The organism is Serratia sp. BFP-2025 (assembly GCF_050880365.1).
GTDB lineage: Bacteria > Pseudomonadota > Gammaproteobacteria > Enterobacterales > Enterobacteriaceae > Serratia > Serratia surfactantfaciens.
Map to the genome: position 1 here is coordinate 432773 of NZ_JBPAFV010000002.1, position 24619 is coordinate 457391.

20 protein-coding genes are annotated in these 24619 nt (G+C 61.0%); 10 read left to right on the plus strand and 10 right to left on the minus strand.

The features are described 5' to 3' along the window. Nucleotides 1-213 precede the first annotated feature (213 nt). Complete coding sequence (locus ACRAWE_RS17540; RefSeq protein ID WP_432525666.1) at nt 214-1878, plus strand: Wzy polymerase domain-containing protein; 1665 nt, start codon at nt 214-216, stop codon at nt 1876-1878. A 15-nt stretch (nt 1879-1893) separates the two neighbouring features. Here the strand turns inward: ACRAWE_RS17540 and ACRAWE_RS17545 are convergent, their stop codons facing one another. The 10 genes from ACRAWE_RS17545 to csrD form a co-directional block, all read right to left on the minus strand. Beyond that, on the minus strand, nt 1894-2658 hold the full coding sequence (locus tag ACRAWE_RS17545) for a CDP-diacylglycerol diphosphatase (RefSeq protein WP_025160125.1): 765 nt from the start codon (nt 2656-2658) through the stop codon (nt 1894-1896). Between the two features lie 163 nt (nt 2659-2821). Then, nucleotides 2822-4267, minus strand: a complete 1446-nt coding sequence (tldD, locus tag ACRAWE_RS17550) for a metalloprotease TldD (RefSeq protein ID WP_154747274.1) — start codon at nt 4265-4267, stop codon at nt 2822-2824. Nucleotides 4268-4274: 7 nt separating this feature from the next. Next, entirely contained in the window at nt 4275-5135 is an 861-nt protein-coding gene (gene nit1, locus ACRAWE_RS17555; RefSeq protein WP_025160126.1) for a deaminated glutathione amidase, read from the minus strand. Continuing rightward, nucleotides 5132-8935, minus strand: a complete 3804-nt coding sequence (yhdP, locus tag ACRAWE_RS17560; protein WP_063918685.1) for an AsmA2 domain-containing protein YhdP — start codon at nt 8933-8935, stop codon at nt 5132-5134. The genes nit1 and yhdP overlap by 4 nt, the downstream gene beginning before the upstream one ends. A gap of 88 nt (nt 8936-9023) precedes the next feature. Next, nucleotides 9024-10493 (minus strand): ribonuclease G, encoded by a 1470-nt coding sequence (gene rng, locus ACRAWE_RS17565; protein ID WP_019453170.1) that lies wholly within the window; start codon nt 10491-10493, stop codon nt 9024-9026. A gap of 38 nt (nt 10494-10531) precedes the next feature. Then, nucleotides 10532-11116, minus strand: a complete 585-nt coding sequence (locus ACRAWE_RS17570; RefSeq protein WP_019453171.1) for a Maf family protein — start codon at nt 11114-11116, stop codon at nt 10532-10534. Nucleotides 11117-11126: 10 nt separating this feature from the next. Continuing rightward, nucleotides 11127-11615, minus strand: a complete 489-nt coding sequence (gene mreD / locus ACRAWE_RS17575; protein ID WP_004936918.1) for a rod shape-determining protein MreD — start codon at nt 11613-11615, stop codon at nt 11127-11129. Further along, a complete protein-coding gene (mreC, locus tag ACRAWE_RS17580) occupies nt 11612-12637 on the minus strand; it encodes a rod shape-determining protein MreC (protein WP_025160128.1) in 1026 nt (341 codons plus the stop codon). The genes mreD and mreC overlap by 4 nt, the downstream gene beginning before the upstream one ends. Before the next feature lie 94 nt (nt 12638-12731). Further along, nucleotides 12732-13775 (minus strand): rod shape-determining protein MreB, encoded by a 1044-nt coding sequence (mreB, locus tag ACRAWE_RS17585; RefSeq protein WP_003855260.1) that lies wholly within the window; start codon nt 13773-13775, stop codon nt 12732-12734. Between the two features lie 413 nt (nt 13776-14188). Then, the gene (csrD, locus tag ACRAWE_RS17590; RefSeq protein WP_019453173.1) at nt 14189-16123 is read right to left on the minus strand and encodes an RNase E specificity factor CsrD; all 1935 of its coding nucleotides are present in this window, start codon (nt 16121-16123) and stop codon (nt 14189-14191) included. A 205-nt stretch (nt 16124-16328) separates the two neighbouring features. On the opposite strand from csrD, the gene ACRAWE_RS17595 reads away from it, so the two are divergent. From ACRAWE_RS17595 to prmA, 9 genes are all read left to right on the plus strand, one after another. Continuing rightward, complete coding sequence (locus tag ACRAWE_RS17595; protein WP_019453174.1) at nt 16329-17306, plus strand: MDR family oxidoreductase; 978 nt, start codon at nt 16329-16331, stop codon at nt 17304-17306. 155 nt (nt 17307-17461) lie between these two features. Then, nucleotides 17462-18463, plus strand: a complete 1002-nt coding sequence (msrP, locus tag ACRAWE_RS17600; protein WP_063918684.1) for a protein-methionine-sulfoxide reductase catalytic subunit MsrP — start codon at nt 17462-17464, stop codon at nt 18461-18463. Further along, on the plus strand, nt 18464-19063 hold the full coding sequence (gene msrQ, locus ACRAWE_RS17605; RefSeq protein WP_004936895.1) for a protein-methionine-sulfoxide reductase heme-binding subunit MsrQ: 600 nt from the start codon (nt 18464-18466) through the stop codon (nt 19061-19063). Between the two features lie 287 nt (nt 19064-19350). After that, the gene (gene aroQ / locus ACRAWE_RS17610; protein ID WP_004936891.1) at nt 19351-19803 is read left to right on the plus strand and encodes a type II 3-dehydroquinate dehydratase; all 453 of its coding nucleotides are present in this window, start codon (nt 19351-19353) and stop codon (nt 19801-19803) included. A gap of 32 nt (nt 19804-19835) precedes the next feature. Beyond that, nucleotides 19836-20303, plus strand: coding sequence for an acetyl-CoA carboxylase biotin carboxyl carrier protein (accB, locus tag ACRAWE_RS17615; RefSeq protein WP_019453176.1), 468 nt, complete (start codon nt 19836-19838; stop codon nt 20301-20303). A 12-nt stretch (nt 20304-20315) separates the two neighbouring features. Beyond that, on the plus strand, nt 20316-21665 hold the full coding sequence (gene accC, locus ACRAWE_RS17620) for an acetyl-CoA carboxylase biotin carboxylase subunit (protein WP_019453177.1): 1350 nt from the start codon (nt 20316-20318) through the stop codon (nt 21663-21665). Between the two features lie 152 nt (nt 21666-21817). Continuing rightward, complete coding sequence (locus ACRAWE_RS17625; protein ID WP_004936865.1) at nt 21818-22060, plus strand: YhdT family protein; 243 nt, start codon at nt 21818-21820, stop codon at nt 22058-22060. Next, nucleotides 22050-23495, plus strand: coding sequence for a sodium/pantothenate symporter (gene panF / locus ACRAWE_RS17630; RefSeq protein ID WP_019453178.1), 1446 nt, complete (start codon nt 22050-22052; stop codon nt 23493-23495). The genes ACRAWE_RS17625 and panF overlap by 11 nt, the downstream gene beginning before the upstream one ends. An 11-nt stretch (nt 23496-23506) precedes the next feature. Further along, nucleotides 23507-24388 (plus strand): 50S ribosomal protein L11 methyltransferase, encoded by an 882-nt coding sequence (prmA, locus tag ACRAWE_RS17635; RefSeq protein ID WP_063918682.1) that lies wholly within the window; start codon nt 23507-23509, stop codon nt 24386-24388. The last annotated feature ends 231 nt before the right edge of the window (nt 24389-24619 follow it).

Here is a 24619-nt window from a genome sequence, read left to right on the forward strand (position 1 = left end):
AAAGGTGAACCAATACGGCTTAACCTTTCTTTATACAAGCAGCACCCCGTATTCTCAGTGTGAAAATAAATTATCATTTCCACATGAAGCACTTTCAATTTTCATAATGTTTTTAGGAATTGAAGCATCAGCGAATTTAAACACCGTAATAAAAGACAGGGAATAATAAAAACATGCATTCAATAACCGATATCGAGACATGGCGGGTTAACCATGACCGATAAATCCCCCGTTAACATACCGACTGCCGCCGTGCTGCCCCTGCTGCTGATCTGGATGGCGGTGATTTTGCCGGTTTATCACCCCAACATGGGCGGCGGTGGCCTGGCGTTGCCGCAAAATATTCTGGCCTGGAGCGCCATGGCGCTCACTACGCTGATAGTGACCTTCACCGTTTGCCTTGGCCGTACCCGTCTTTCGCTTACCCCTACCGCCCGGCTGTTGCTGCTCGGCATCGCCGTGCTGGCGCTGCCGCTGCTGTATACCCGCTCCGAGTGGCGCGAAGATGCCCTGTGGCGCTGCGCCGGTTTACTCGGCGGTTGGCTGTTCTATGTCGCCTGCTTGCAGCTGCGCCCAACTCCCCGGCAGCGCAGCCTGCTGCTGTACGGCCTGCTGTTCGCCGTCGGCGTTCAGGCATTGCTGGCGGCTCTGCAGCTGTTCGCCCCTGCGCTGGCCTGGGTATCCCCTAACGGCAACCGTGTCTACGGCGTCTTTCAGCAACCGAACGTGCTGGGCAGCTTTATCGCCACCGGGCTGACTTTAGCACTCTGGCTGCTGCCTGCCCCTCTCTCTGCGCCGGCACGGCGGCGACAACTTCCGCTGCTCGCGCTGCTGGTCGCTTTCTCCGCCCTGCTGGTGCTGATTCAATCGCGCGCCGCCTGGCTGGGCGGGGCATTGGCGGCGGCGTTGCTGTTGTGGCGTTTTGCCCGCCAGCATCCGGCCACAAGCCGCTGGGCCAGCGGCGCGCTGCTGTTGGGCATCGCGCTTGGCCTGATGTTTCTGTTCACCGGTTTTGGTTTTATCGCACGCGAAAGCTCGAATTATTCACGTCTGACGATGCTGCTGGATACCCTAAGCATGATCCTGGCCAAACCATTGCTGGGCTGGGGCTACGGCGGCTTTGAATACAGCTTCGCGCATTTCCGTCTGCAGGAAATGCCCTGGCGAGAAGTGTTGGAAGTCGCCGGGCATCCACACAATGAAATCCTGCTGTGGTGGGTTGAGGGCGGCCTGCCGGCGCTGGCGGGTATCGTTATCCTCCTCGCCGCCGGCGCGCTGCTGCTGAAACGCGCCTGGCAACGGGATCGCGAGCAGCCGGCCGGCGCGCGCGTCGGGCTGTTTCTGGTGCTGCTGCCAATGCTGGTGCACACTCAGCTGGAATACCCTTTCTATCTGTCTGCGCCGCACTGGCTGGCGTTTCTATTGCTGCTGGCGTTGCTGGACGGCCAAACCGGCGAACCCCGCCCGCTGCCGTTCGCCAAAGCCCTGAGCCTGACGGTGGCGATGGCGGCGATCGGCGTGCTGGTGATGGCGGTCTTCGCCTGGCAAGGGCGCATGGCGCTCACCCAGTCGGAACGCACCATGCTGACCACCATCGACAGCATCGAGCAGATGCCGCCGCCGGCCGCCTGGATCTACCGGGAGCGCAAAACCTTCGACGAGCAATCTCATTCGCTGCTGGTCTATAACCAGACGCGTGATGACGCCCTGTTGACCGGCTATCGACAGTGGGCCAATGCCTATCTGCTGCGCCGTATCGACGCCAACGTCTACGCCACGCTGATCATGATCTTGCGTTACCAGGGCGCTCAGGCGGAAGCCGATGCTCGCCAGCGGGAAGCCGCCTTCCTGTTTTCGCGGGATGCGCGGTTCAGATAGGGAAGAACGCCGCGATCAACGTGGCAAAATCGCGCACTCTTTATCCAGCAACGATTCTACCGACGCGCGATTGCCAACGTCCCAGCCACGTTTCGAGGCCAGCAAGATAAACCCTTGCCGGCCGGCAAATGTGGTCGGGACGACGGCCACGCCATATTCCGCCAGCTGCGACGGCGACAAATGGAAATATTGCGCGACGTCCTTAATCGGGTAAATGCCCATCGCGGTCGGCTGCATCACGCGGCGGGCATAGTAGGTGTGGCGCAACAGCTTATCCGGCAAAGGCCGCCATTGTTCCTGTATGTAGGGGCGCTCCGCCTGCAATTGACGCCGCACATCTTCGCGCAGGCAGGTCAGGTGAATATGCAATTGGTTCTGACTGCGGCCGTATGCGGAGTTGATCGCCATGCCCAACATATCATCCGGCACCGGCCCGCCATACTCGGCGGCCAACCGGTAACGCATCAGCCACGCATAGCCAAAATAATCCGTCCGTTCCCCAGCCAGCAGCTGCGGGCTTTCAATGCCGGAGAGCGGCGCCGTCGGGACCAGGATAAAGTGATAAGGGTAACGCGGGTTTTGCAGCACGCTAAAGCCCTGCGCTTTACCCTGCGGCATATAAATCTGCTCGCACGGGGCCGGATTGCGTTTTTGCTGATAGTTGGCCATGCAGAGCTTATCGACCACGCCCCACAGCGCATCTGAACGGGCGCAGCCCGTCAGGGACAGAACGCCCAGCACCAGCAGCCAACGCCGGGCGGATAATGCCAAACGCCTCATCCTCGAAGTGTTCTGTTTTTTCGCCACGTCAATTTCATTCCATCAATGGGCGCAGGCACGCCTGCCGGGATGCGACGTCCTGCCGCGCTTAACGTTATGAATGCGAGCAAGCCGCAACAGGGGGAATGATTAAGGGGCCACTGCATGGCCCCTTGAGGAAAGATTACGCCGTGCCGCCGACGGTGAGCGTATCCAGTTTCAGCGTCGGCTGGCCGACGCCCACCGGCACGCTCTGGCCTTCCTTGCCGCACACGCCCACGCCTTTATCGAGCGCCAGATCGTTGCCGACCATCGAGATCTGCTGCATCGCCTCAATGCCGGAGCCGATCAGCGTCGCCCCCTTCACCGGCTTAGTGATGCGGCCTTTCTCGATCAGATAGGCTTCGGTGGTGGAAAACACGAACTTGCCGGAGGTGATATCCACCTGGCCACCACCGAAGTTCGGCGCGTACAGACCGTATTCGACGCTGGCGATGATCTCTTCCGGCGTCGATTTACCCGCCAGCATGTAGGTGTTGGTCATGCGCGGCATCGGCAGATGCGCGTAGGACTCGCGGCGGCCGTTGCCGGTTGGGGCGACGCCCATCAGCCGCGCGTTGAGCTTGTCCTGCATGTAGCCTTTCAGCACGCCGTTTTCGATCAGCACGTTGTATTGGCCCGGCACGCCTTCGTCGTCGATCGCCAGCGAACCGCGGCGCCCTTGCAGGGTGCCGTCATCCACCACGGTGCACAGTTCGGAAGCCACCAGCTCGCCCATATGGCCGCTGAACACCGAAGTACCGCGCCGGTTGAAGTCGCCTTCCAGGCCGTGGCCTACCGCCTCGTGTAGCAGCACGCCCGGCCAGCCGGCCCCCAACACCACCGGCATATTGCCGGCCGGTGCCGCTACCGCGCCGAGATTGACCAACGCCATGCGCACCGCTTCTTTGGCATAGGCATCGGCGCGCACGTCGCCGTCGGCGATTTCCAGGAAGTAGTCGTAACCGAAACGGCCGCCGCCGCCGCTGGAGCCGCGCTCACGCTTGCCGTCCTGCTCCACCAGCACGCTGACGGAGAGACGCACCAGCGGGCGAACGTCCGCCGCCAGCGTGCCGTCGGTGGCGGCCACCAACACCTGCTCATAAACGCCGGTAATGCTGGCGTTCACTTCCTGCACCCGCGCATCGGCGGCGCGCGCCACTTTGTCGACACGGTGCAGCAGGGCGATTTTCTCTTCACGCGGCAGGCTTTGCAGCGGATCGAGCAGCGGATACAGCGCCCGATAGCCGATCTCGCCCAGGGTATGCGCCCGCCCGTCGCCCTGCTCGCGCACGATGCTGCGCGCCGCCTGGGCGCTCTGCTGCAGCGCATGCAGGGTGATCTGATCGGCATAAGCGAAGCCGGTCTTCTCGCCGCTGACGGCGCGCACGCCGACGCCCTGGTCGATGTTGTAAGAGCCATCCTTGATGATGCCGTCCTCAATCACCCAGGCTTCGTGATAGCTGGACTGGAAATAGAGATCGGCGTAGTCGATACGGCGTTCTGCCAGTTGACCCAGTACCTTGTACAGGTCTTGATGACTCAGCTTATTGGTAGCGAGTAACTGCTCACTGACAAACGTCAGGCTCATAATGGTTTCACTCTTGATTGGAGGATAGCTTGTCAGACGGCGCCGTCAGCGACGTCTGGAATCGATTATGCTGCAATACCGGCATCTGTTGCCGCAGCGTTTGCAGGCTTGCGGTGTCCACACGCACCTTCAGCGCCGCCACGGCGTCCGCGTTCTCGGCCAGCACCTTACCCCAGCCGTCGACAGCCAGCGAGTGGCCCCAGGTGCGACGGGTCGGCCCATGGCGCCCCACCTGCGCCGGCGCCAGGATCATGCACTGGTTCTCGATCGCCCGTGCGCGTAGCAGGATCTCCCAATGCGCCTCGCCGGTCACCCGGGTAAAGGCCGCCGGCACCGATATCAGTTCGGCGCCCTGCGCCCGCAGCGCCTGGAACAGCGCGGGGAAACGCAGATCGTAGCATATGGTCATGCCCAAACGCCCGACCGGCGTATCCACCACCGTCAGATGCTGCCCGTGCTGGTAGGTATCCGACTCGCGGTAGTGGCCGTGCGCATCGTTGATATCCACATCGAACATGTGCAGCTTGTCGTAGCGGGCGCGGATCTCGCCCTGATCGTCGAACAACAGGCTGCTGGTAGTGATAAGCTGCGGATCCTCCCGGCTGATCAAGGGCATCGAGCCTACCAATAACCATACGCCATAGCGGCGCGCCAGTTCGCGCACCGCGTTCTGCAGCGGTCCGTCGCCCTGTTTTTCCGCCTGTTGGCGATAGGCCGCGGAGTTGGCGAACAGCAGCGCGTTCTCCGGCGTCATGACCAGTTTTACCCCGGTATTGAGCTGCTTGATCTGCTGTTCAATCTGGGCCAGGTTATCGCGCACCTGATCGCCACTGCACAACTGCAACAACGCAACGTTAGCATTCCTCATGACGCCTTATCCTCCTTTGCCTTACGAAGTACCTCATTGATCTTCGGCTGGTCGAGATCGCCGCCGATATGGTAGCGAATCAGCGAAATCTTGCTCCACAGCGGCCCCAACACCTGCGAGGCGGCAAATACCGCCGCGCCGACGATCGGGTTGACGACAAACGCGGTCGCCACGCCGACGGTCGCCGAAATCGCCGGTGCCACCACCGCCTCCATATCGATGCGGCGGCGCGCCAGATCGATCTGACCGCTCATGGCGATATCCGCCGCCAGGCCGTCGATCAATAGATTATCCGTATGCATTATGCCATCTTTCAGCCAGGCGGTGCTGCGGATGGAATCAAAGTAGAAGCCTTTGCCAAAGGTATCGCTGAAATCGAACTGCAGCTTGCGCAGCAGGGCGTCAAAGCTGACCAATCGCAACAGCTGACCGGCGCGGCCGCCGCCCATGCTGTCGATCTCGCCCTTGCCCATCTTGACCTGCAGCGCGCCGCTCAGCGTATCGACCCGTGGCTGCCACGGCGTGCCATGCCAGTACAGATCGAAATCCACGTCGTAAGGCGCCCCCTTGAGCGGAATGGTGATGCCGAAGAAGGCGGCGGTTTCGTCGATCTTGCCGCCGAGCAGCTTGCCTTTCAGCGAGCTGCGCTCTTCCTGCGCATTTTGTTTCCACAGGCCGGTGGCGGTCATGCGCCCTTTGCCGGTATCGACCAGGCCGTGATCCAGCGTCAGGGTATCGCCCCGATTGGTCAGATCCGCCTCGACCCTACCGAGGTTCTGTCCCAGCACCCAGCACGACTTGCAGCGCAGCATCAGCGAAGGCCAATCGCGGAAGGAAACTTTCTCGGTCGACGGCGGCGGCGTGCCCGCCGCGTTTTTCGTTTCGGCGAACTGCGGGTTGTAATACAGGTAATTGATATCGGCGCGCCACGGCCCGCGATCGGCCACCCGCAGGCTACCGTCCACTTCGTCGCTCTTGGCGCTCACGAGGGTAGCGCCAAGCTGTTTCTCGGCCGACAGCGTCAGCTTATGCCAGGCCTGGCCCCCCAACAGCAGCTGCGGCGTGGTCAGCGCTACGGTGGTGGGGAAACTGAAACCGCCTACCTGACCGCTGCCGCCACCCTGTTTCAGCGCCGGTGCCAGCAGCGCCAGCCACTGCTCGCCGTCCAACGCCGGCAGGTTCAGCGTCATCGATTTGCCGGCCGGCAGCGGCGGCGTGCCGCCACCGTTGGTTTGCCAGGCGGCGCGCGCCAGATTCACCTGTTTCTTGTCGAAGCTCCATTCGCTGTTGAAGCGGTTCTGTTTGCCTGCGCTGCCCGTCAGCATGAAGCCGTTCAGACCGCCTTTAACCTTGACGTTCACCGGCAGCGCCTCACCCGGCGCCTTGTCCAGCGGCGAAGGTAAGTGACTGCTCACTTTCTTCAAATCCGCGTCAATGCCGATATCATAGCTGGCCGAGCCCTGATGCGGCAGCGTGATGGCCACCTGGCTCTGCCAGGACGCGCTGCCGCTGAGCGCATCAGCGGCCTCTTTTGGCAGGCCGGGGAACTTGCCCGGCTGCCAGTCGCCCTTCAGGCCGACGTTGACCTTGTAGTCGCGATCGCCTTCCTGCGTGGTGAAGTTCACCGCCACCGGCTGCCCGAACCAGTTGGCCGACAGGGTGTCGCTCTCCAGATTGCCGTTATCGAAGCGGAATTTGCCGCTAAGCTTCTGCAGCTCGCTTTCCAGCGGCTTGATCAGCAACGAATTGTTGTTCAACGCCACTTCGCCGGTGGCTTTGACCTGCTCGCCGTCCAAGGGGATATCGAGATGTAAGCGCCCACTGACATCACCGCCGATCTGCAGCTGATCCAGCGCCGCCCCCAGCGAATCGTGCAACGGCGTCTGCATGAAGTAGTCATGCACGTCGCTGCCCGCCCCCGCCACTTCGGCGTCGATCAGCAGCCGCTCTTTCAGATAATCCGGGATCACCGCGCTAATATTTTTGCCCGCCACCTTACCCAGCCGGGTTTGCGGCGCATGCATCCACAACCCCTCGTTGGCAAAATCGAGATCGATCGCCAAATCGGTCAGCGCCGGCCAGCCCGGTTGGAACTGGAAGGTGGCGTGGCGCAGCGGCACGAAGACCTCGAATTGCCCTTCGTTTTTACGGTACGGGAAGTGCTGCGGATCGCCGGAATAAATCAGCGTGGCGTTATCCACCTGGCCCCCCTGAATGGCGCCGCTCAGGTAATCCACCAGATGCTTGCCCATCAGCGGTTCCGGGAAATAGCGCCAGGCGTCGGCGCCGTCATACAGGCGGATACCCGCCAGGATGTTCAGCCACGGATCGCCCTTGGCCGGCTGCTGGTAGCGAAAATCGCCGTTGACCCACAGCGACTTCGCCTTGACGTCCAGCCCCTGGCTCGCCAGCTCCCAACCCTGCTGGTTATAGCGCCAGGTCAGCGCGCCGCGCGCGCTGCTGACTTCAAGCGGCGCACGGAACATGTCGCCGTAAGGCAGGGTGCTGTCGGTGAGCCCCAGCGTCAGACGGCCGTTCTCCACCCCACCGCTCAACGCGCCGGAGAAGTGGTTGACGCCCGGCAGCAGCTCCCAACGTTGCCAGCTGACATCGCGCCACAGCGCCTGGAACCGGCTCTTTTCCGGCTGCTTGAGCGGGATGTCCAGCGCCAAGGCTTCCAGCTTCCCCTGCGGCTGCAGATCGTTCCAGCGATCGAGCACATCCGGGCTGAGGAACGAGAAGGTCGGCAGCAGCGCCGACAGGCGCTCCAGCTGAATATTGGTCGCGCGCACCCGCAGCTCTTCATTCTGCGCCGGCCCCATGAACTCGGTGTTTTCCGGCAGCCACAGCGCGGAAAGCCTGCCCTGCGGCCAGGCCTGGCCGTCGGTGCTCAAACGCAGCTGCGGCACGTCGAGCTGCCAACCGGTGCCCTGGCGGCGCAGCGACAGCGCCAGATTGTCCACGTCCAGCCGGTGCTGAGCAGCGCCGGTATCCCAGTTGGCCGCCCCCTGCTTGAGCAACGCATGGCCGCCGGCGATCTCGCCGTTCTGCACCTGCAGCCAGGCCGCCAGACTGAAATCGGCGCTTTCCAGCCCGGTGTTGGCACGCAGCCAGCGGGTAAACCAGGGTTTCATGTCGATGTTGTCGGCCTGCAGGTAGACCGTACCGGTATCCAGCAGGCCTTGATTGTCACGCAGGTCCATGCGCAGCTGCACCACGCCATGTTGGCCATTCAACGTCGACAGGCTGATCTGCCCCTCGGCGCGGTGGCGATCGCGGCCGTTGAGCCAGGTCAACTGAGGAATGTCGAATTCGGCGCGCGCGCCGGCGGGCGTCAGGAATGAAATACGGCTGTCGCGCAGATCGAAATGGTCGAGCTGGCGCAGCATCAGATCGCTGATTTTGCCCGGCTCAAGGCCTTCGCCCTGCTGGTCGCCGCCCAGCGTGGCGTTCAGATCGAGCCGGAATTGGTAGAAGGTCAGATCGCGGAACTGCCAACGCCAGTGCAGCAGCGACTGCCACACGTCCAACGCCAGCGTTACGCGTTCGATATGCACATCGCTTTTGGGCAGCGTGGCGCTCAGGTTGCGCATTTCAAGCTGCGGGCCGAAGGTTTCCCAACTGCCCTGCACGAAATCCATTCGTACAGGCACGCCGGACAGCTTCTCCACCTGCGCCAACAGTTGGGGACGATAGTCGTTCAGCTTCGGCAGCATCAGGCGCAGCCCGCTGATCAGCAGCGCCACAATCACAATTAGGGTGGCGCCTGTTGCTAACAGAATCCCAGGCAGTCGCCTCACGCAGTTCTCCTTGCTCCGCTGCCTGGCAACGGGAATATCTATGCACTGACAGGCCCGGCGTGCCGGGCCCTTTCCGATGTCGGGCGGGCTACATCATGACGACGTCGAACTGCTCCTGGCTGTACAACGGTTCGATCTGCACCTTCACCTGTTTGCCGACGAAGATCTCCACTTCGGCCAGCGCATGCGACTCTTCGCTCTTCAGCGCTTCGCCGACCGCCGCGGAGGCGTACACCAGGAAGCGATCGGAATCGTAAGCGTGATGCACACGCACAATCTCGCGCAGGATCTCGTAGCACACGGTTTCCACCGTTTTCACGGTGCCGCGCCCATTACAAGTAGGACAATCGTGACAGAGCACATGTTCAATGCTTTCACGCGTTCGTTTACGCGTCATTTCAACTAAGCCTAGCTGAGAGAAGCCGTTGATCGTGGTTTTTACCCGATCTTTACTCAACGCCTGCTCCAGCGAGTGCAGCACCCGGCGGCGATGCTCTTCGTTGTTCATATCGATAAAGTCGATGATGATGATGCCGCCCAGATTGCGCAGCCGCAGCTGGCGGGCGATGGCCTGCGTCGCCTCGATGTTGGTATTGAAGATGGTTTCATCGAGGTTGCGATGGCCGACGAAGGCGCCGGTGTTGATGTCGACCGTGGTCATCGCCTCGGTCTGATCGATGATCAAATAGCCGCCGGACTTCAGCTCCACCTTGCGCTCCAGCGCGCGCTGGATCTCGTTTTCCACATCGTACAGATCGAAAATCGGCTGGCTGCCGGTGTACAGCTCCAGCTTGCGGGTGATGTCCGGGATGTACTCGCCGGTAAATTCCACCAGCAGATCGTGCGTCAACCGCGAATCGACGCGGATGCGATCCAGCGCCGCGCCGGCGAAGTCGCGCAAAATGCGCTGCGCCAGCGCCAGCTCGCCGTACAGTTTGTACTTGGTCTGGTTGCGCTTCTTGCGCTCCATCACCTTGGTCCACAGGCGCTTGAGGAACGCGGCGTCCTGCGCCAGCTCTTCCTCGCCGATGCCTTCCGCCGCGGTGCGGATGATAAAACCGCCCAGCTCGTCGCAGTGCGGCGCAACGATGGATTTCAAGCGTTCGCGCTCGGCTTCGCTTTCAATGCGCTGCGAAACGCCGACGTGCGCCGCGCCCGGCATGAAGACCAGATAGCGCGAAGGCAGCGTGATGTCGGTGGTCAGGCGCGCACCCTTGGTGCCGAGCGGATCTTTCACCACCTGCACCATCAGGTCTTGCCCCTGGCGCACCAGCTCGGCGATATCGCGCACGTGGAAGTTTTTCCGCTCGTCACCGGCGACGCATTCGGTATGCGGCATGATGTCGGAGGCGTGCAGGAAGGCGGCCTTATCGAGGCCGATGTCGACGAACGCCGCCTGCATCCCCGGCAAGACGCGGCTGACGCGCCCTTTATAGATATTGCCGACGATGCCGCGTTTGGATTCGCGTTCGATATGGATCTCTTGCAGAATGCCGCCGTCGATATAGGCGACCCGCGTTTCAGACGGTGTGATATTAACCAGTAGCTCAGCTGTCATGCCTTCTCCTCAGAGCCGGTCGATAATGGCAGCGCCCATCAACCGGTTCTTACATCACGTAATGCGACAAAATTACTGAGCAGCTCATGTGTTTCGACCAGCGGCAGACCGACCACCGCATGATAACTCCCGGTTATCGTTCTGACGAAACAACCACCCTTTCCTTGAATTCCGTAGGCGCCCGCTTTATCCATCGGTTCGCCCGTAGCAATATAGTCGCGGATATCCTGTTGCGACAGGCTGCGGAACGTCACGTCGGTCACCACCAATTGGCAACGCACGTCGTGGCGATCGGCGATCGCCACCGCCGTCATCACCTGATGCTGTTTGCCGGACAGGGCCGCCAGCATTTCCGCCGCATGGGCTTCGTCGCGCGGCTTCTCCAGCACCCGGCCGTTGAGCACCACGATGGTATCTGCACCCAGCACCGGCCGATCTTCCTGCGCCAGCGCCACGCCCGCTTTGGCCTTGTCCTGCGCCAGGCGGCGCACATAGGCTTCCGCGGCTTCGCCTTCCCGGCGCTGTTCTTCGGTATGCGTCAGCAGAATGTCGAACGGCACGCCCAGCAGGGTCAGCAGTTCACGTCGACGTGGGGAGCCGGAGGCCAGATAAAGCGAAGTCATTGATATACCCTTACTGTACGGCGAACTGACGGCGGATTTTGCGCATCAACAGGAATAACCACGGCCACAAAATGCCGTTTACCACACTACTCCAGAACACCTCTGGGCGGAAAGAGACGTTGATCACTAAAAACTCAGCCCAGAACACCACTACGTCCATCGACAGCGACAACAGCACGACGATCAGCGCCTGTTGCCACAGCGCCATATTGCGGAACAGTTGGAATTTGAACGCCACCAGGTAAGCGATGATACCCAGCGCCAGCGCGCGCACGCCCAGCGTGGAGCCGAGGATCAGATCCATGATCAGCCCCAGCACGAAGCCGGTGCCGACGTTGACCCGATGCGGCAAGGCCATCACCCAGTAGATCAGGATCAGCACCAGCCAGGACGGCCGGAACATGTAGATCTGCTCCGGCCACGGCATGATTTGCAGCACCAGCGCCACCAGGAACGACAGCCAGATTATCCAGCGCCCGTGGCTGCGGTAGCTGTTCATTGCACGACTCCCGCCGCTGCGGGCTGAACCTGAGGCTGAGCAGACGCCGGAGCGCCGGATTGCGGCGCCGCGCCGCCGGCCGGGGCTGGCAGCTGCGGCCCAACCGAACCGGCCGGCGGCAGCACCTGCGGCATCATCTGCATCAGGCGTTCATTGGCCACGCGGTGTACTTCGTCCGGCGGCAGCGGCATGTCGCCGTTGCGATCGGCGCCCCACAGCAGCAGCAGGTAGCGCAAACGCTGCAGACCGGCGGTTGGCCGCGCCTGAATCACGGTGTAAGCGCGCTGGTTGTCGACCTTGACCGAGGAGACCACCGCCACCGGATAACCTTCCGGGAAGCGGCCGCCGAGGCCTGAGGTCACCAGCACGTCGCCAACGCGGATATCGGTGTTGTTCGGCAGGTGTTCCAGCTGCAGATCGTCGGCGCAGCCGCTGCCTGCGGCGATCACCCGAATATCGTTGCGCAGCACCTGAATCGGCAGCGCGTGGGAGGCATCGCAGATCAGCAGCACGCGGCTGGTGACCTTCGCCACCGCCACCACCTGGCCGACCACGCCCTTGTCGCTGATCACCGGCTGGCCTTCATAGACGCCGTTGTCCGACCCTTTGTCGATAACGACCTGGTCGCTGTAGGGATCGGAACCGGTGGAGATCACCTGGGTAACCATCTTGTGCTCGTCCTGGCGCAGCGGGGAACCCAGCAGTTCGCGCAAACGGGCGTTTTCCTGCTTGAATTGGCCAAGAAGAAGAATATCGCTGTTTTTCAGCAGCAGTTCCTGCCGCAGAGCTCGGTTTTCCAGCTCCAGCTGTTGGCGGGTAGCCAGCGTTTCTGACACGCTGTCCAGAACTTTACGCGGCCCGTTGGCCAGAAAATAGAAAGGGCTGACTGCGGTGTCCATGTAGTTGCGTATCTTCACGAACGTGCCGAGCCGGCTGTCGGCAACGATCAGGCCAATGGCCGCGATCACCGCCAAAAAAAGTCGCAGTTGCAGGGAAGGCCCCCTGCTAAAAATCGGCTTCATAAATTATGCGAGTTCCTCGACAACAGAAAGAGGAACCGTACCCGATTTTCGCTGTGCGCATTCATCCGATACGATTCCTCCTTCCAGGGGCTGACTATTCTTCGCTGAACAAATCGCCGCCGTGCATGTCGATCATTTCCAACGCCTTGCCGCCGCCGCGCGCCACGCAGGTCAACGGATCTTCCGCCACCACGACCGGGATGCCGGTTTCTTCCATCAGCAGGCGATCGAGGTTGCGCAGCAGCGCGCCGCCGCCGGTCAACACCATGCCGCGTTCGGAAATGTCGGAGGCCAATTCTGGCGGGCACTGTTCCAGCGCCACCATCACCGCGCTGACGATGCCGGTCAGCGGCTCTTGCAGGGCTTCGAGGATTTCATTGGAGTTCAGGGTAAAGCCGCGCGGTACGCCTTCGGCCAGGTTACGGCCGCGGACTTCGATTTCGCGCACTTCGTCGCCCGGGTAGGCAGAACCGATTTCGTGCTTGATGCGCTCCGCGGTGGCTTCGCCGATCAGCGAGCCATAGTTGCGGCGCACATAATTGATGATGGCTTCATCGAAGCGGTCACCGCCGATGCGCACGGAAGAGGAGTACACCACGCCGTTCAGCGAGATCACCGCCACTTCTGTGGTACCGCCGCCGATATCCACCACCATGGAGCCGGTCGCTTCGGAGACCGGCAGACCCGCGCCGATCGCCGCCGCCATCGGCTCTTCAATCAGGAACACTTCACGCGCGCCGGCCCCTTGGGCGGACTCGCGGATGGCGCGGCGTTCAACCTGGGTCGCGCCGACCGGCACACAGACCAGCACACGCGGGCTTGGGCGCATAAAGCTGTTGCTGTGAACCTGTTTGATGAAGTGCTGCAGCATTTTTTCGGTCACGAAGAAGTCGGCGATCACGCCGTCTTTCATCGGGCGAATAGCCGCGATGTTGCCGGGGGTGCGGCCCAGCATCTGTTTGGCGTCATGACCGACGGCCGCTACGCTCTTTGGGGAGCCGGCACGATCCTGGCGAATGGCAACCACCGAAGGTTCATTCAGTACGATGCCTTGCCCTTTAACATAAATCAGGGTATTGGCGGTACCCAAGTCGATGGACAAGTCGTTGGAAAACATGCCACGAAATTTCTTAAACATAACGAAAGGATAATCCTGCAAGCTGGGGGCGGAAAATAAAATCCGCCTACTTTACCAACCACACGAAGCAGCGACAAGGCGCAAAAACGTTCTACTTCGGTGAAAAATAGTCTGTATTGTTTCTGCTCGAATGCACGGAAATTGGATGAGGCCTGAATTCCCTGAACAAAGGCTCAGTTTACCACCCTGTCAACGCACGAAACGGCGTAACACAGCTCATAAAATCTAACATATTCCCTGATTGCCGCCGGTGGTAAGCACCTACCAACGTCAGCCAGATAAAAGCTGACAAGAGCCTATCTCAAATAGGCGTCTTTGTCGCAGGCAGATTGGAGAAAACTCCAAAATGACAGGTGACATGGCCCAGATGGATCCGGCGCTCATTCTACGTCAATTTTTGTTCGGCAATCAGCTTAAACACGATAACGACGTGAATATTTTTTACGCCCCGGGTCGATCGGCTCCGGCGACGCGAAAAAGTCGCCCTGCCCGCCGCGGATCCCACGCTCTTTCAGCGTCTGCCACTCGTTGCGCGTACGCACGCTGGCGGCGAACACTTGAGCGTGCGTCCCCGCGCAGGCCCCGGTCAGGCTCTGCACGAACAGCTGATTTTCGTCCCGCTTATCGATACTCCGCACCAGCCCCGGATGGAGCTTGACGATCTCCACCTGCAGCGACTTGATATAGGACGTACTGACCACGGTTAAACCCGCTTTGGACACCGCGAGGCGGCAGCCCAGCCCTGACAACAGCCTCAGCACCGGACGAAGACGGTCGATATGTTGACACACATCTGCCTCCGCAAGTTCAATCAGAATTCGCCGACGCTGACTTTTTTCGCACTGCAGCAGCGTATCGCGCAGCCAGCGCTGGAAAGAGCGCTGCAAAATCGAATCCACGCACAGCGGGAACGCCAGCGTTTCCTCAGGCCATTGCGTCAACAAGGGGATGATGCGACTCACCTGCTGGCGATCGTAGCTCTCCGCCAACCCCAACTGCTGAACCAGCGGCATATATTCCGCCGGCAGCAACTCCTGGGAGCCGTCATAGATCCGGCTCATGATCTCACGATGGTGCACTTCGCCTTCCACGGTGACCGCCGGTTTCTGATACAGCCGCGGGCCGCCGCGCGCCAGCACCTGTTCCAGCAGCGTGCGCCACTTGACGCTGCCGCGCCCCATTTCCGGCACCTGGCTGTCGTACACATACCAACCGTTTTCGCCCTGCAGCGTGGCATGGCGCGTCGCCTGCTCCGCATAGTCGATCACCTGCTCCGTGGTTTGGCCGCTGCGGTACGCCACGATGCCGATGTGAAGGAAGGCCTCACGGTCGATCAGCGCCGTGGAAGGCAAGGCATCGATGGCGTTGACCAGCTGTGACGCGATGCCGTCGGCCTCCTTCAGGGTGCGATGCGGCAACAGCACGGTAAAATCGCTGTGGAAATAGCGCGCCAGCAACGCCGACGGGTATCGCATCACGAAAGTCGACAGCAGATTGACCAGCGAATACATCAGCTCCTGCACCGCTACGCTGCCGTGCGTGTCGCGCAGGGTCTCGAAATCGGGCAGCCGCACCATCATCACGATGCCGTGCGAACCTTCGTCTTCCAGCTGAGTGGTCAATTGATTATCGAAGAACAGGCGATTGTTCAGCCCGGTTTTGGCGTCCTGTGCGGCGAAGGCGCGGATCAGCGTATCGACCCGGCTGCGCTCTTCCCGCGCTTCCGCCAGATCGGCCAGCAGGCGGTCGAGCGCGCCGCTGACGTTGGCCGGCCACTCACGCACATCGCCCTGCATGACGTTTTCGCGCTCGCCGTTCAGAATGCGCCGCGCGCGGCGTTCCAGGCGATCTTCACCGTCGGCCTGTTCACGCAGCCAGCGCAGGCTGAACAGCAAAACCACCACCATGACGACGATCGACAGCGTGACGGCGGCAGTGGACTGCAGCGTGCGCACATCGCTGGCGAACGGATCGAGGTAAGTGATGTACAGCGTGCTGCCCGGGTGCTGCAACAGGGGGCGCGAGACCTGACGATAGCCGTTCAGCGCATCCCAGGGCTCTTTTTTCACCGTCGGCAATTTATAGTTGAGAAACTGGCTGGTACCGGCCTCTACGCGGATCGACACGATGCCGAGCGGGCGCATGACGATCGGCAACCATTTCTCCTGATCGCGCGGCGACTCGTGCAACATGGCCTGATCGAGAGAGGTGACCAGCGAATCAAAGCGACGCTCCTGGCGATCCTGGGTAACGTAAAAGAAGCTGTATGAGCATCCCATCAGCATCAAAAACATCGCCAGCGCGACCAACAGAGTGATCAATGCAGAGAGTTTGGTGGTAAATCGCATCCCTGTGCCTTGTCCGCTATGGTTAAGTGAGTGTTCACCCTTTAGTTAAAAGGGGGTTGTCCAACCCTAACAAGCCTTGCCGAGGAATAAAACCTGCAAGCGCCATTTTTGTCCTTTATCAGGGCCTGAGCCGCTTATTATGCATATAGTCAAAGAAATGTGATTCAGCCATTGATAGAAAAGTGTAAACAAGAGGAAGAGTGACATGCGTGCACTGCTATTGGAACAACAAGACGACCAAACTCTGGCTCATATCAAAGATATCGACAGCGGCCAATTGCCGGAGGGTGATGTTACCGTCGACATCAACTGGTCCAGCCTGAATTACAAGGATGCGCTGGCGATCACCGGCAAAGGCAAGATCGTGCGCAACTTCCCGATGGTGCCGGGCATCGACTTCGCCGGCACCGTGCGCCACAGCCGCGACGATCGTTTCAAAGAGGGCCAAAGCGTGGTGCTCACCGGCTGGGGCGTGGGTGAACACCACTGGGGCGGATTGGCCGAGCAGGCGCGCGTTTCCGGCGAGTGGCTGGTGCCGCTGCCGAACGGCCTCGATGAGCGCAAGGCGATGATCATCGGCACCGCCGGCTTTACCGCCATGCTGTGCGTAATGGCGCTGGAGGAAGGCGGCGTGCACCCGGACGACGGCGACATCCTGGTCACCGGCGCCAGCGGCGGCGTCGGCAGCACCGCCATCGCTCTGCTGGCGGCGCTGGGTTACCGGGTGACCGCCATCAGCGGCCGCGACAGCAATACCGAATACCTGAAGGCGCTCGGTGCCAAAGAGGTGATGTCCCGCGATGGCTATATCGACACGCCGCGTCCGTTGGAAAAACAGCTGTGGGCCGGCGCGGTGGACACCGTCGGCGACAAACTGCTGGCGCGGGTGCTGGCGCAGATGAATTATAACGGCACCGTCGCCGCCTGCGGCCTGGCGGGCGGCTATCAACTGCCGACCACCGTGATGCCGTTCATTCTGCGCAATGTGCGCCTACAGGGCGTGGACTCGGTGCATACGCCGCTGCATCGCCGCCAAACCGCCTGGGAACGGCTGGCCGGCATTCTGCCGGACAGTTTCTATCAGCAGGCCACGCACCAAATCCCTCTCGAACAGGCGCCGGCCACCGCCGCCGCGCTGCTGAACAACCAAATCACCGGCCGCACCCTGGTGAAGATTCGTTGACGCGCTCCCCCCGGCGACGGGGGGTCTCCGGCTTCTGCGAAATTTCATATTTTCCCGCGCCCCCTCGCTTCCGGCCGGCTTTAACGCCATGCTTATTTGATGGAGACCCGCCCGCCGCTCCCCGGCGGCGGGGATCAGTCGCGGAGAACATAAGCATGAACAAACACCCCAAATTGACCGAGGCCGACGTCACGCCGGAGAGCGTGTTCCACCAGCGGCGCAAAGTGCTGCAGGCGCTCGGCATCACCGCCGCTTCGCTGGCGCTGCCTACCGGCGCGCAGGCGGACCTGCTGTCGTGGTTTAAAGGCAACGATCGCCCCAAGGCGCCGCCGGGCAAAGCGCTGGCATTCAGCAAGCCGGCCGCCTGGCAGGCCCAGTTGGCGATGACGCCGGAAGACAAGGTCACCGGCTACAACAACTTCTATGAATTCGGTCTCGACAAGGCCGATCCGGCCGCCAACGCCGGCGGGCTGAAGACTGAAGGCTGGAAAGTGCGCATCGACGGCGAAGTGGCGAAGCCGATAACGCTGGATATCGACGATCTGATGAAGCGTTTCCCGCTGGAACAGCGCATTTACCGCATGCGCTGCGTCGAGGCCTGGTCGATGGTGGTGCCGTGGATCGGTTTCGAACTGGGCAAGCTTATCAAGCTGGCCGAACCGAACAGCAACGCGCGCTACGTGGCCTTCCAGACGCTGTACGATCCGGAACAGATGCCCGGCCAGAAAGATCGCTTTATCGGCGGCGGCCTGAAATACCCCTACGTCGAAGGGCTGCGGCTGGACGAGGCGATGCATCCGCTGGCGCTGCTGACCGTCGGCGTGTACGGCAAAACCCTGCCGCCGCAAAACGGCGCGCCGCTGCGGCTGATTACGCCGTGGAAATACGGCTTCAAAGGCATTAAATCGATCGTGCACATCCGTTTGGTGCGCGATCAGCCGCCGACCACCTGGAACCAATCCGCGCCGAACGAGTACGGTTTTTACGCCAACGTGAATCCGCACGTCGATCATCCGCGCTGGTCACAGGCTACCGAGCGCTTCATCGGCTCCGGCGGCATTCTCGATGTCAAACGCCAACCGACGCTGCTGTTTAACGGCTATGCCGATCAGGTGGCATCGCTGTATCGCGGCATGGATCTGCGGGAGAATTTCTAAGTGCGCCTGACGCCTGTTCATATCAAATGGCTGAAAGCCGCCCTGCATCTGGCGGCGTTTCTGCCCTTTCTCTGGCTGGTGTTGGCGGTGGACCAGGGCTGGTTCAGCGCCGATCCGTCCAAGGACATCCAGCATTTTACCGGCAGGATGACGCTGAAACTGCTGCTGGCCACGCTGATGATCGCCCCGCTGGCGCGCTACGCCCGTCAGCCGCTGCTGATCCGCTGCCGGCGCCTGGTGGGGCTGTGGTGCTTTGCCTGGGGCACGCTGCACCTGATAAGCTACTCCACGCTGGAGCTGGGGCTGAGCAATCTCGGCCTGCTGGGCAGCGAGCTGGTGAACCGGCCCTATCTGACGCTCGGCATCCTCACCTGGCTGATCCTGCTGGCGCTGGCGGCCACGTCGACGCTGTGGGCGATGCGCAAACTGGGCGCCAAATGGCAAACGTTGCACAACTTCGTCTATCTGGCGGCGATCCTCGCTCCCATCCACTACCTGTGGTCGGTCAAAACCTTTTCACCCCAGCCGTTCATTTACGCGTTGCTGGCGGTGGCGCTGCTGGGATTGCGTTATAAGAAGTTCCGCGCCTGGTGGCGCTGAATCGCACGGCGGCGCGCGTTATCGCCGTAGAAAAACGCGCGCCGTCGGCGGGAACTTTTTCTGTGTTCCAGCGCTCATATTGCTGTCACGGATCCCCGAGTTCGTCGATTTGGGGTTGAATATCTTCGCTGATAAGACCAGTATTTAGCTGCGAATTGCTACGATATCGTTATAATGCCCGACCTTGTTTCTGTTCTCAGGGTGAATTTCCCCCTTAACAGGTGACAAATCGGTAACATCGGGTTATTTTCTACGATGATGGTTTTATTGCCGGAGATACCAGCACAATGGCGGATAAGTTTCACATTTTGCTTCTGAACGGCCCCAATCTCAATCTGCTGGGGACGCGTGAGCCGGAGAAGTACGGCAGCACGACGCTGACAGAGATTGTTAACGGATTGGAAAACCAGGCATCCGCATTGGATATTACCCTGAGCCATCTGCAATCCAACGCCGAGCATCAGCTGATCGATCGCATCCATCAGGCGCGCGGCAACACCGATTTCATTCTGATAAACCCGGCGGCGTTCACGCACACCAGCGTGGCGCTGCGCGATGCGTTGTTGGCGGTGCAGATCCCGTTCATCGAGATCCACCTGTCCAACGTGCACGCCCGCGAACCTTTCCGCCATCACTCTTATCTCTCAGACGTAGCGGTAGGCGTGATTTGCGGCCTCGGCGCGGATGGCTACGCTTTCGCTTTACAGGCAGCGGTTAACCGTCTGTCGAAAACCCACTAATTGCTCCACAAAAAGAGTACGGAATCACACTCATGGATATTCGTAAAATCAAGAAACTGATCGAACTGGTTGAAGAATCAGGCATTTCTGAACTGGAAATCTCTGAAGGCGAAGAATCGGTTCGCATCAGCCGTGCCGCACCGGCGCAGGCTTATCCCGTCATGCAGCAGGCCTACGCGATGCCGGCACAGCAGCAGCCAGCTCTGGCTACCGCCGTCGCCACCGCACCTGCGGCAGAAACCCCTGCAGCACCGGCGGCCATGAGTGGCCACGTCGTTCGTTCTCCGATGGTAGGTACCTTCTACCGCACCCCAAGCCCGGACGCGAAAGCCTTCGTGGAAGTGGGCCAGAAAGTGAACGCCGGCGATACCCTGTGCATCGTTGAAGCCATGAAAATGATGAACCAGATCGAAGCGGACAAGTCCGGCGTCGTGAAAGCCATCCTGGTGGAAAACGGCCAGCCGGTCGAATATGACGAGCCGCTGGTCGTCATCGAATAACGAGGCGCCCCCATGCTTGATAAAATTGTTATCGCCAACCGCGGCGAGATCGCGCTTCGCATCCTGCGTGCCTGTAAAGAACTGGGCATCAAGACCGTTGCGGTTCACTCCGCAGCCGACCGCGATCTGAAACACGTACTGCTGGCCGACGAGACCGTCTGCATCGGTCCCGCGCCATCGGTAAAAAGCTATCTGAACATCCCGGCCATCATCTCGGCGGCGGAAATCACCGGCGCCGTGGCGATCCACCCGGGCTACGGCTTCCTGTCCGAGAACGCCGATTTCGCCGAGCAGGTTGAACGCTCCGGCTTCATCTTCATCGGCCCGAGAGCCGAAACCATCCGCCTGATGGGCGACAAGGTTTCCGCGATCAACGCCATGAAAAAAGCCGGCGTGCCTTGCGTGCCTGGCTCCGACGGCCCGCTGACCGACGACATGGATAAAAACCGTGCCTTCGCCAAGCGCATCGGTTATCCGGTGATCATCAAGGCCTCCGGCGGCGGCGGCGGTCGCGGCATGCGCGTCGTGCGCAGCGACAAAGACCTTGAGCAGTCCATCAACATGACGAAAGCGGAAGCCAAAGCGGCTTTCAACAACGACATGGTGTACATGGAAAAATACCTGGAGAATCCGCGTCACATCGAGATTCAGGTATTGGCCGACGGCCAGGGCAACGCCATCTATCTGGCCGAGCGCGACTGCTCCATGCAGCGCCGCCACCAGAAAGTGGTCGAAGAAGCGCCAGCGCCAGGCATCACCAGCGAAATGCGCCGCTACATCGGCGAGCGTTGCTCGAAAGCCTGTGTGGAAATCGGCTACCGCGGTGCGGGCACCTTCGAGTTCCTGTATGAAAACGGCGAGTTCTATTTCATCGAAATGAACACCCGTATTCAGGTAGAGCATCCGGTTACCGAAATGATCACCGGCGTGGATCTGATCAAAGAGCAGCTGCGCATCGCTGCCGGTCAGCCGCTGTCGATCAAACAGGAAGAAGTGAAGATCCACGGCCACGCGGTAGAATGCCGTATCAACGCCGAAGATCCGAACACCTTCCTGCCGAGCCCGGGCAAGATCACCCGCTTCCACGCGCCAGGCGGTTTCGGCGTGCGTTGGGAATCTCATATCTACGCCGGTTATACCGTACCGCCGTACTATGACTCCATGATCGGCAAACTGATCACCTTCGGCGAAAACCGTGACGTGGCAATTGCCCGCATGAAAAACGCCCTGGCTGAACTGATCATCGACGGCATCAAAACCAACGTTGAGCTGCAGCAGAAGATCATGAACGACGAAAACTTCCAGCACGGTGGCACCAACATCCACTATCTGGAGAAGAAGCTGGGTCTGCAGGAAACCTAAGGCAGCCACGCAGCATCGTCTGACGAAAGGCCGGTTAATCACCGGCCTTTTTCTTTGGCACTACCGCCAGTAACGGCTTGGCAAAACGCCGTCATGCCGTAAAATTCCCTACCTTTGATGAATCCATCACCGTAAACCTATGGGAGACACGGATGGACAAACGCTTTATCCAGGCGCACCGCGAAGCGCGCTGGGCGCTGGGGCTGACGCTGCTCTACCTGCTGGCCTGGGGCCTGGCGGCCTATTTGCCGGACAGCGCCATCGGCGTCACCGGCCTGCCGCACTGGTTCGAAATGGCCTGTCTGCTGGTGCCGTTGCTGTTCATCGGCCTGTGCTGGCTGATGGTGCGCACGGTGTTCCGCGACATTTCGCTGGAGGATCGCGATGCAAACTGAAGTGATTCTGCCGCTGGTCGCCTACCTGTTGCTGGTGTTCGGCCTGTCGGTGTACGCCTATCGCCGCCGCCAGAACGGGAATTTCCTCAGCGAATACTTCCTCGGCAACCGCTCGATGGGCGGCTTTGTGTTGGCGATGACCCTGACCGCCACCTACATCAGCGCCAGTTCGTTTATCGGCGGCCCCGGCGCCGCTTACAAATACGGCCTGGGCTGGGTGCTGCTGGCGATGATCCAGCTGCCGGCGGTGTGGCTGTCGCTCGGCGTGCTGGGCAAGAAATTCGCCATCCTGGCGCGCCGCTACAACGCCATCACCCTCAATGACATGCTGTATGGCCGCTACCAAAGCCGCCTGCTGGTGTGGCTCGCCAGCCTCAGCCTGCTGGTGGCGTTCCTCGGCGCCATGACGGTGCAGTTTATCGGCGGCGCCCGGCTGCTGGAGACCGCCGCCGGCATTCCTTACGACACCGGCCTGTTGATCTTCGGCATCAGCATCGCACTTTACACCGCCTTTGGCGGCTTCCGCGCCAGCGTGCTGAACGACGCCATGCAGGGGCTGGTGATGCTGCTCGGCACCGTGTTGCTGCTGGTGGCGGTGATCCATGCCGCCGGCGGACTGGACAGCGCGGTGCACAAGCTGCAGCAGATCGATCCGGCGCTGGTCTCGCCGCAGGGCGGCGATCAGATCCTCAGCCTGCCGTTTATGGCGTCGTTCTGGATCCTGGTGTGCTTCGGGGTGATCGGCCTGCCCCACACCGCCGTGCGCTGCATCTCTTATAAGGACAGCAAAGCGGTCCATCGCGGCATTCTGCTCGGCACCGTGGTGGTCGCGGTGCTGATGTTCGGCATGCATCTGGCCGGCGCGCTCGGCCGCGCGGTGCTGCCGGATCTCAAGATCCCCGATCAGGTGATCCCGACGCTGATGATCACCGTGCTGCCGCCGTACGCCGCCGGGATCTTTTTGGCGGCGCCGATGGCGGCGATCATGTCGACCATCAACGCCCAACTGCTGCAATCCTCCGCCACCATCATCAAGGATCTCTATCTTGGCGTGCGGCCGCAGCAGATCCACAACGAGCGGTTGATCAAGCGCTTTTCCAGCCTGACTACGCTGGTCCTCGGCCTGCTGGTGCTGCTGGCGGCCTGGCGGCCGCCGGAGATGATCATCTGGCTCAACCTGCTGGCTTTCGGCGGGCTGGAGGCGGTATTCCTGTGGCCGCTGGTGCTGGGCCTGTACTGGGAGCGCGCCAATGCTCAGGGAGCGCTTAGCTCAATGGTGTCGGGTGCGGTATGCTATACGCTATTGGCCAGCTTCAACCTGCAACCGGCGGGGCTGCATCCTATCGTGCCTTCGCTGTTGCTCAGCCTGTTGGCGTTTTATCTCGGTAACGTCGTCGGCGAAAAGCGCCGGGCGACGTCATCATTACCCTCTTGAAGAGAATTGCTATGCCTTGGATCCAACTCAAACTGAACACCACCGGCAGCCAGGCGGAAGACCTGAGCGACGCGCTGGTGGAAAGCGGCGCCGTGTCGGTGACCTTCCAGGACACCCACGACAACCCAGTGTTCGAACCCTTGCCGGGTGAAACCCTGCTGTGGGGCGATACCGACGTGATCGGCCTGTACGACGCCGAGACCGATATGGCCGAGGTGGTGGCGATGCTGGAACAGCACCCGCTGCTGGGCGCCGGTTTCCGCCACAAGATAGAACAGCTGGAGGATAAGGACTGGGAGCGCGAGTGGATGGACAACTTCCACCCGATGCGCTTCGGCGAGCGCTTGTGGATCTGCCCGAGCTGGCGTGACGTGCCGGATCCCGACGCGGTCAACGTCATGCTCGATCCGGGCCTGGCGTTCGGCACCGGCACTCACCCGACCACCGCGCTGTGCCTGCAGTGGCTGGACGGCCTCGATCTGGCCGGCAAAACCGTTATCGACTTCGGCTGTGGTTCCGGCATCCTAGCGATCGCCGCCCTGAAGCTCGGTGCGGCGCGCGCTATCGGCATCGACATCGATCCCCAGGCCATTCAGGCCAGCCGCGACAACGCGCAGCGTAACGGCGTTTCAGAGCGTCTGGAGCTGTATCTGCCGAAAGACCAGCCGGCGGACCTGCTGGCGGACGTAGTGGTCGCCAACATCCTTGCCGGCCCGCTGCGCGAGCTGGCGCCGCTGATCGGCTGCCTGCCGAAGGCCGGCGGCCATCTGGGGCTGTCCGGCGTACTGGCCAGCCAGGCAAGCAGCGTAGCGGAAGCCTACAAAGAGAAGTTCGCACTCGACCCGGTCGCCGAGCGCGAAGAGTGGTGCCGCATCACCGGCCGCCGCAAATAAGCGACACGGCGCGTTGTTCTATCATCCACCGGCCCTGCGCCGGTGGATTTTTTTTGTCCGGCGATCGGCCCGCGAACGACACAAAATTTTATCCACTTTTTCGCCGTTCAACGACGGATCGCCCTGACAATGCGCCTTCCAGGCAGGCTATCCCGGCCAAAACAGCGGGTGAATGCAGATAATATCCTGCACAAAGGCGAATATTTTGCCGCACACAAAATAAGCACTTTT

Bases quoted from the DNA above. Each gene is read 5' to 3' on its own strand.
- panF (WP_019453178.1), top strand. From the start codon at position 22,050: ATGCAAACTGAAGTGATTCTGCCGCTGGTCGCCTACCTGTTGCTGGTG.
- aroQ (WP_004936891.1), top strand. From the start codon at position 19,351: ATGGCGGATAAGTTTCACATTTTGCTTCTGAACGGCCCCAATCTCAAT.
- nit1 (WP_025160126.1), bottom strand. From the start codon at position 5,135: ATGAGGAATGCTAACGTTGCGTTGTTGCAGTTGTGCAGTGGCGATCAG.
- csrD (WP_019453173.1), bottom strand. From the start codon at position 16,123: ATGCGATTTACCACCAAACTCTCTGCATTGATCACTCTGTTGGTCGCG.
- ACRAWE_RS17570 (WP_019453171.1), bottom strand. From the start codon at position 11,116: ATGACTTCGCTTTATCTGGCCTCCGGCTCCCCACGTCGACGTGAACTG.
- ACRAWE_RS17545 (WP_025160125.1), bottom strand. From the start codon at position 2,658: ATGAGGCGTTTGGCATTATCCGCCCGGCGTTGGCTGCTGGTGCTGGGC.
- ACRAWE_RS17595 (WP_019453174.1), top strand. From the start codon at position 16,329: ATGCGTGCACTGCTATTGGAACAACAAGACGACCAAACTCTGGCTCAT.
- accB (WP_019453176.1), top strand. From the start codon at position 19,836: ATGGATATTCGTAAAATCAAGAAACTGATCGAACTGGTTGAAGAATCA.
- tldD (WP_154747274.1), bottom strand. From the start codon at position 4,267: ATGAGCCTGACGTTTGTCAGTGAGCAGTTACTCGCTACCAATAAGCTG.
- ACRAWE_RS17540 (WP_432525666.1), top strand. From the start codon at position 214: ATGACCGATAAATCCCCCGTTAACATACCGACTGCCGCCGTGCTGCCC.
- mreB (WP_003855260.1), bottom strand. From the start codon at position 13,775: ATGTTTAAGAAATTTCGTGGCATGTTTTCCAACGACTTGTCCATCGAC.
- msrP (WP_063918684.1), top strand. From the start codon at position 17,462: ATGAACAAACACCCCAAATTGACCGAGGCCGACGTCACGCCGGAGAGC.
- mreC (WP_025160128.1), bottom strand. From the start codon at position 12,637: ATGAAGCCGATTTTTAGCAGGGGGCCTTCCCTGCAACTGCGACTTTTT.
- prmA (WP_063918682.1), top strand. From the start codon at position 23,507: ATGCCTTGGATCCAACTCAAACTGAACACCACCGGCAGCCAGGCGGAA.
- rng (WP_019453170.1), bottom strand. From the start codon at position 10,493: ATGACAGCTGAGCTACTGGTTAATATCACACCGTCTGAAACGCGGGTC.
- accC (WP_019453177.1), top strand. From the start codon at position 20,316: ATGCTTGATAAAATTGTTATCGCCAACCGCGGCGAGATCGCGCTTCGC.
- ACRAWE_RS17625 (WP_004936865.1), top strand. From the start codon at position 21,818: ATGGACAAACGCTTTATCCAGGCGCACCGCGAAGCGCGCTGGGCGCTG.
- mreD (WP_004936918.1), bottom strand. From the start codon at position 11,615: ATGAACAGCTACCGCAGCCACGGGCGCTGGATAATCTGGCTGTCGTTC.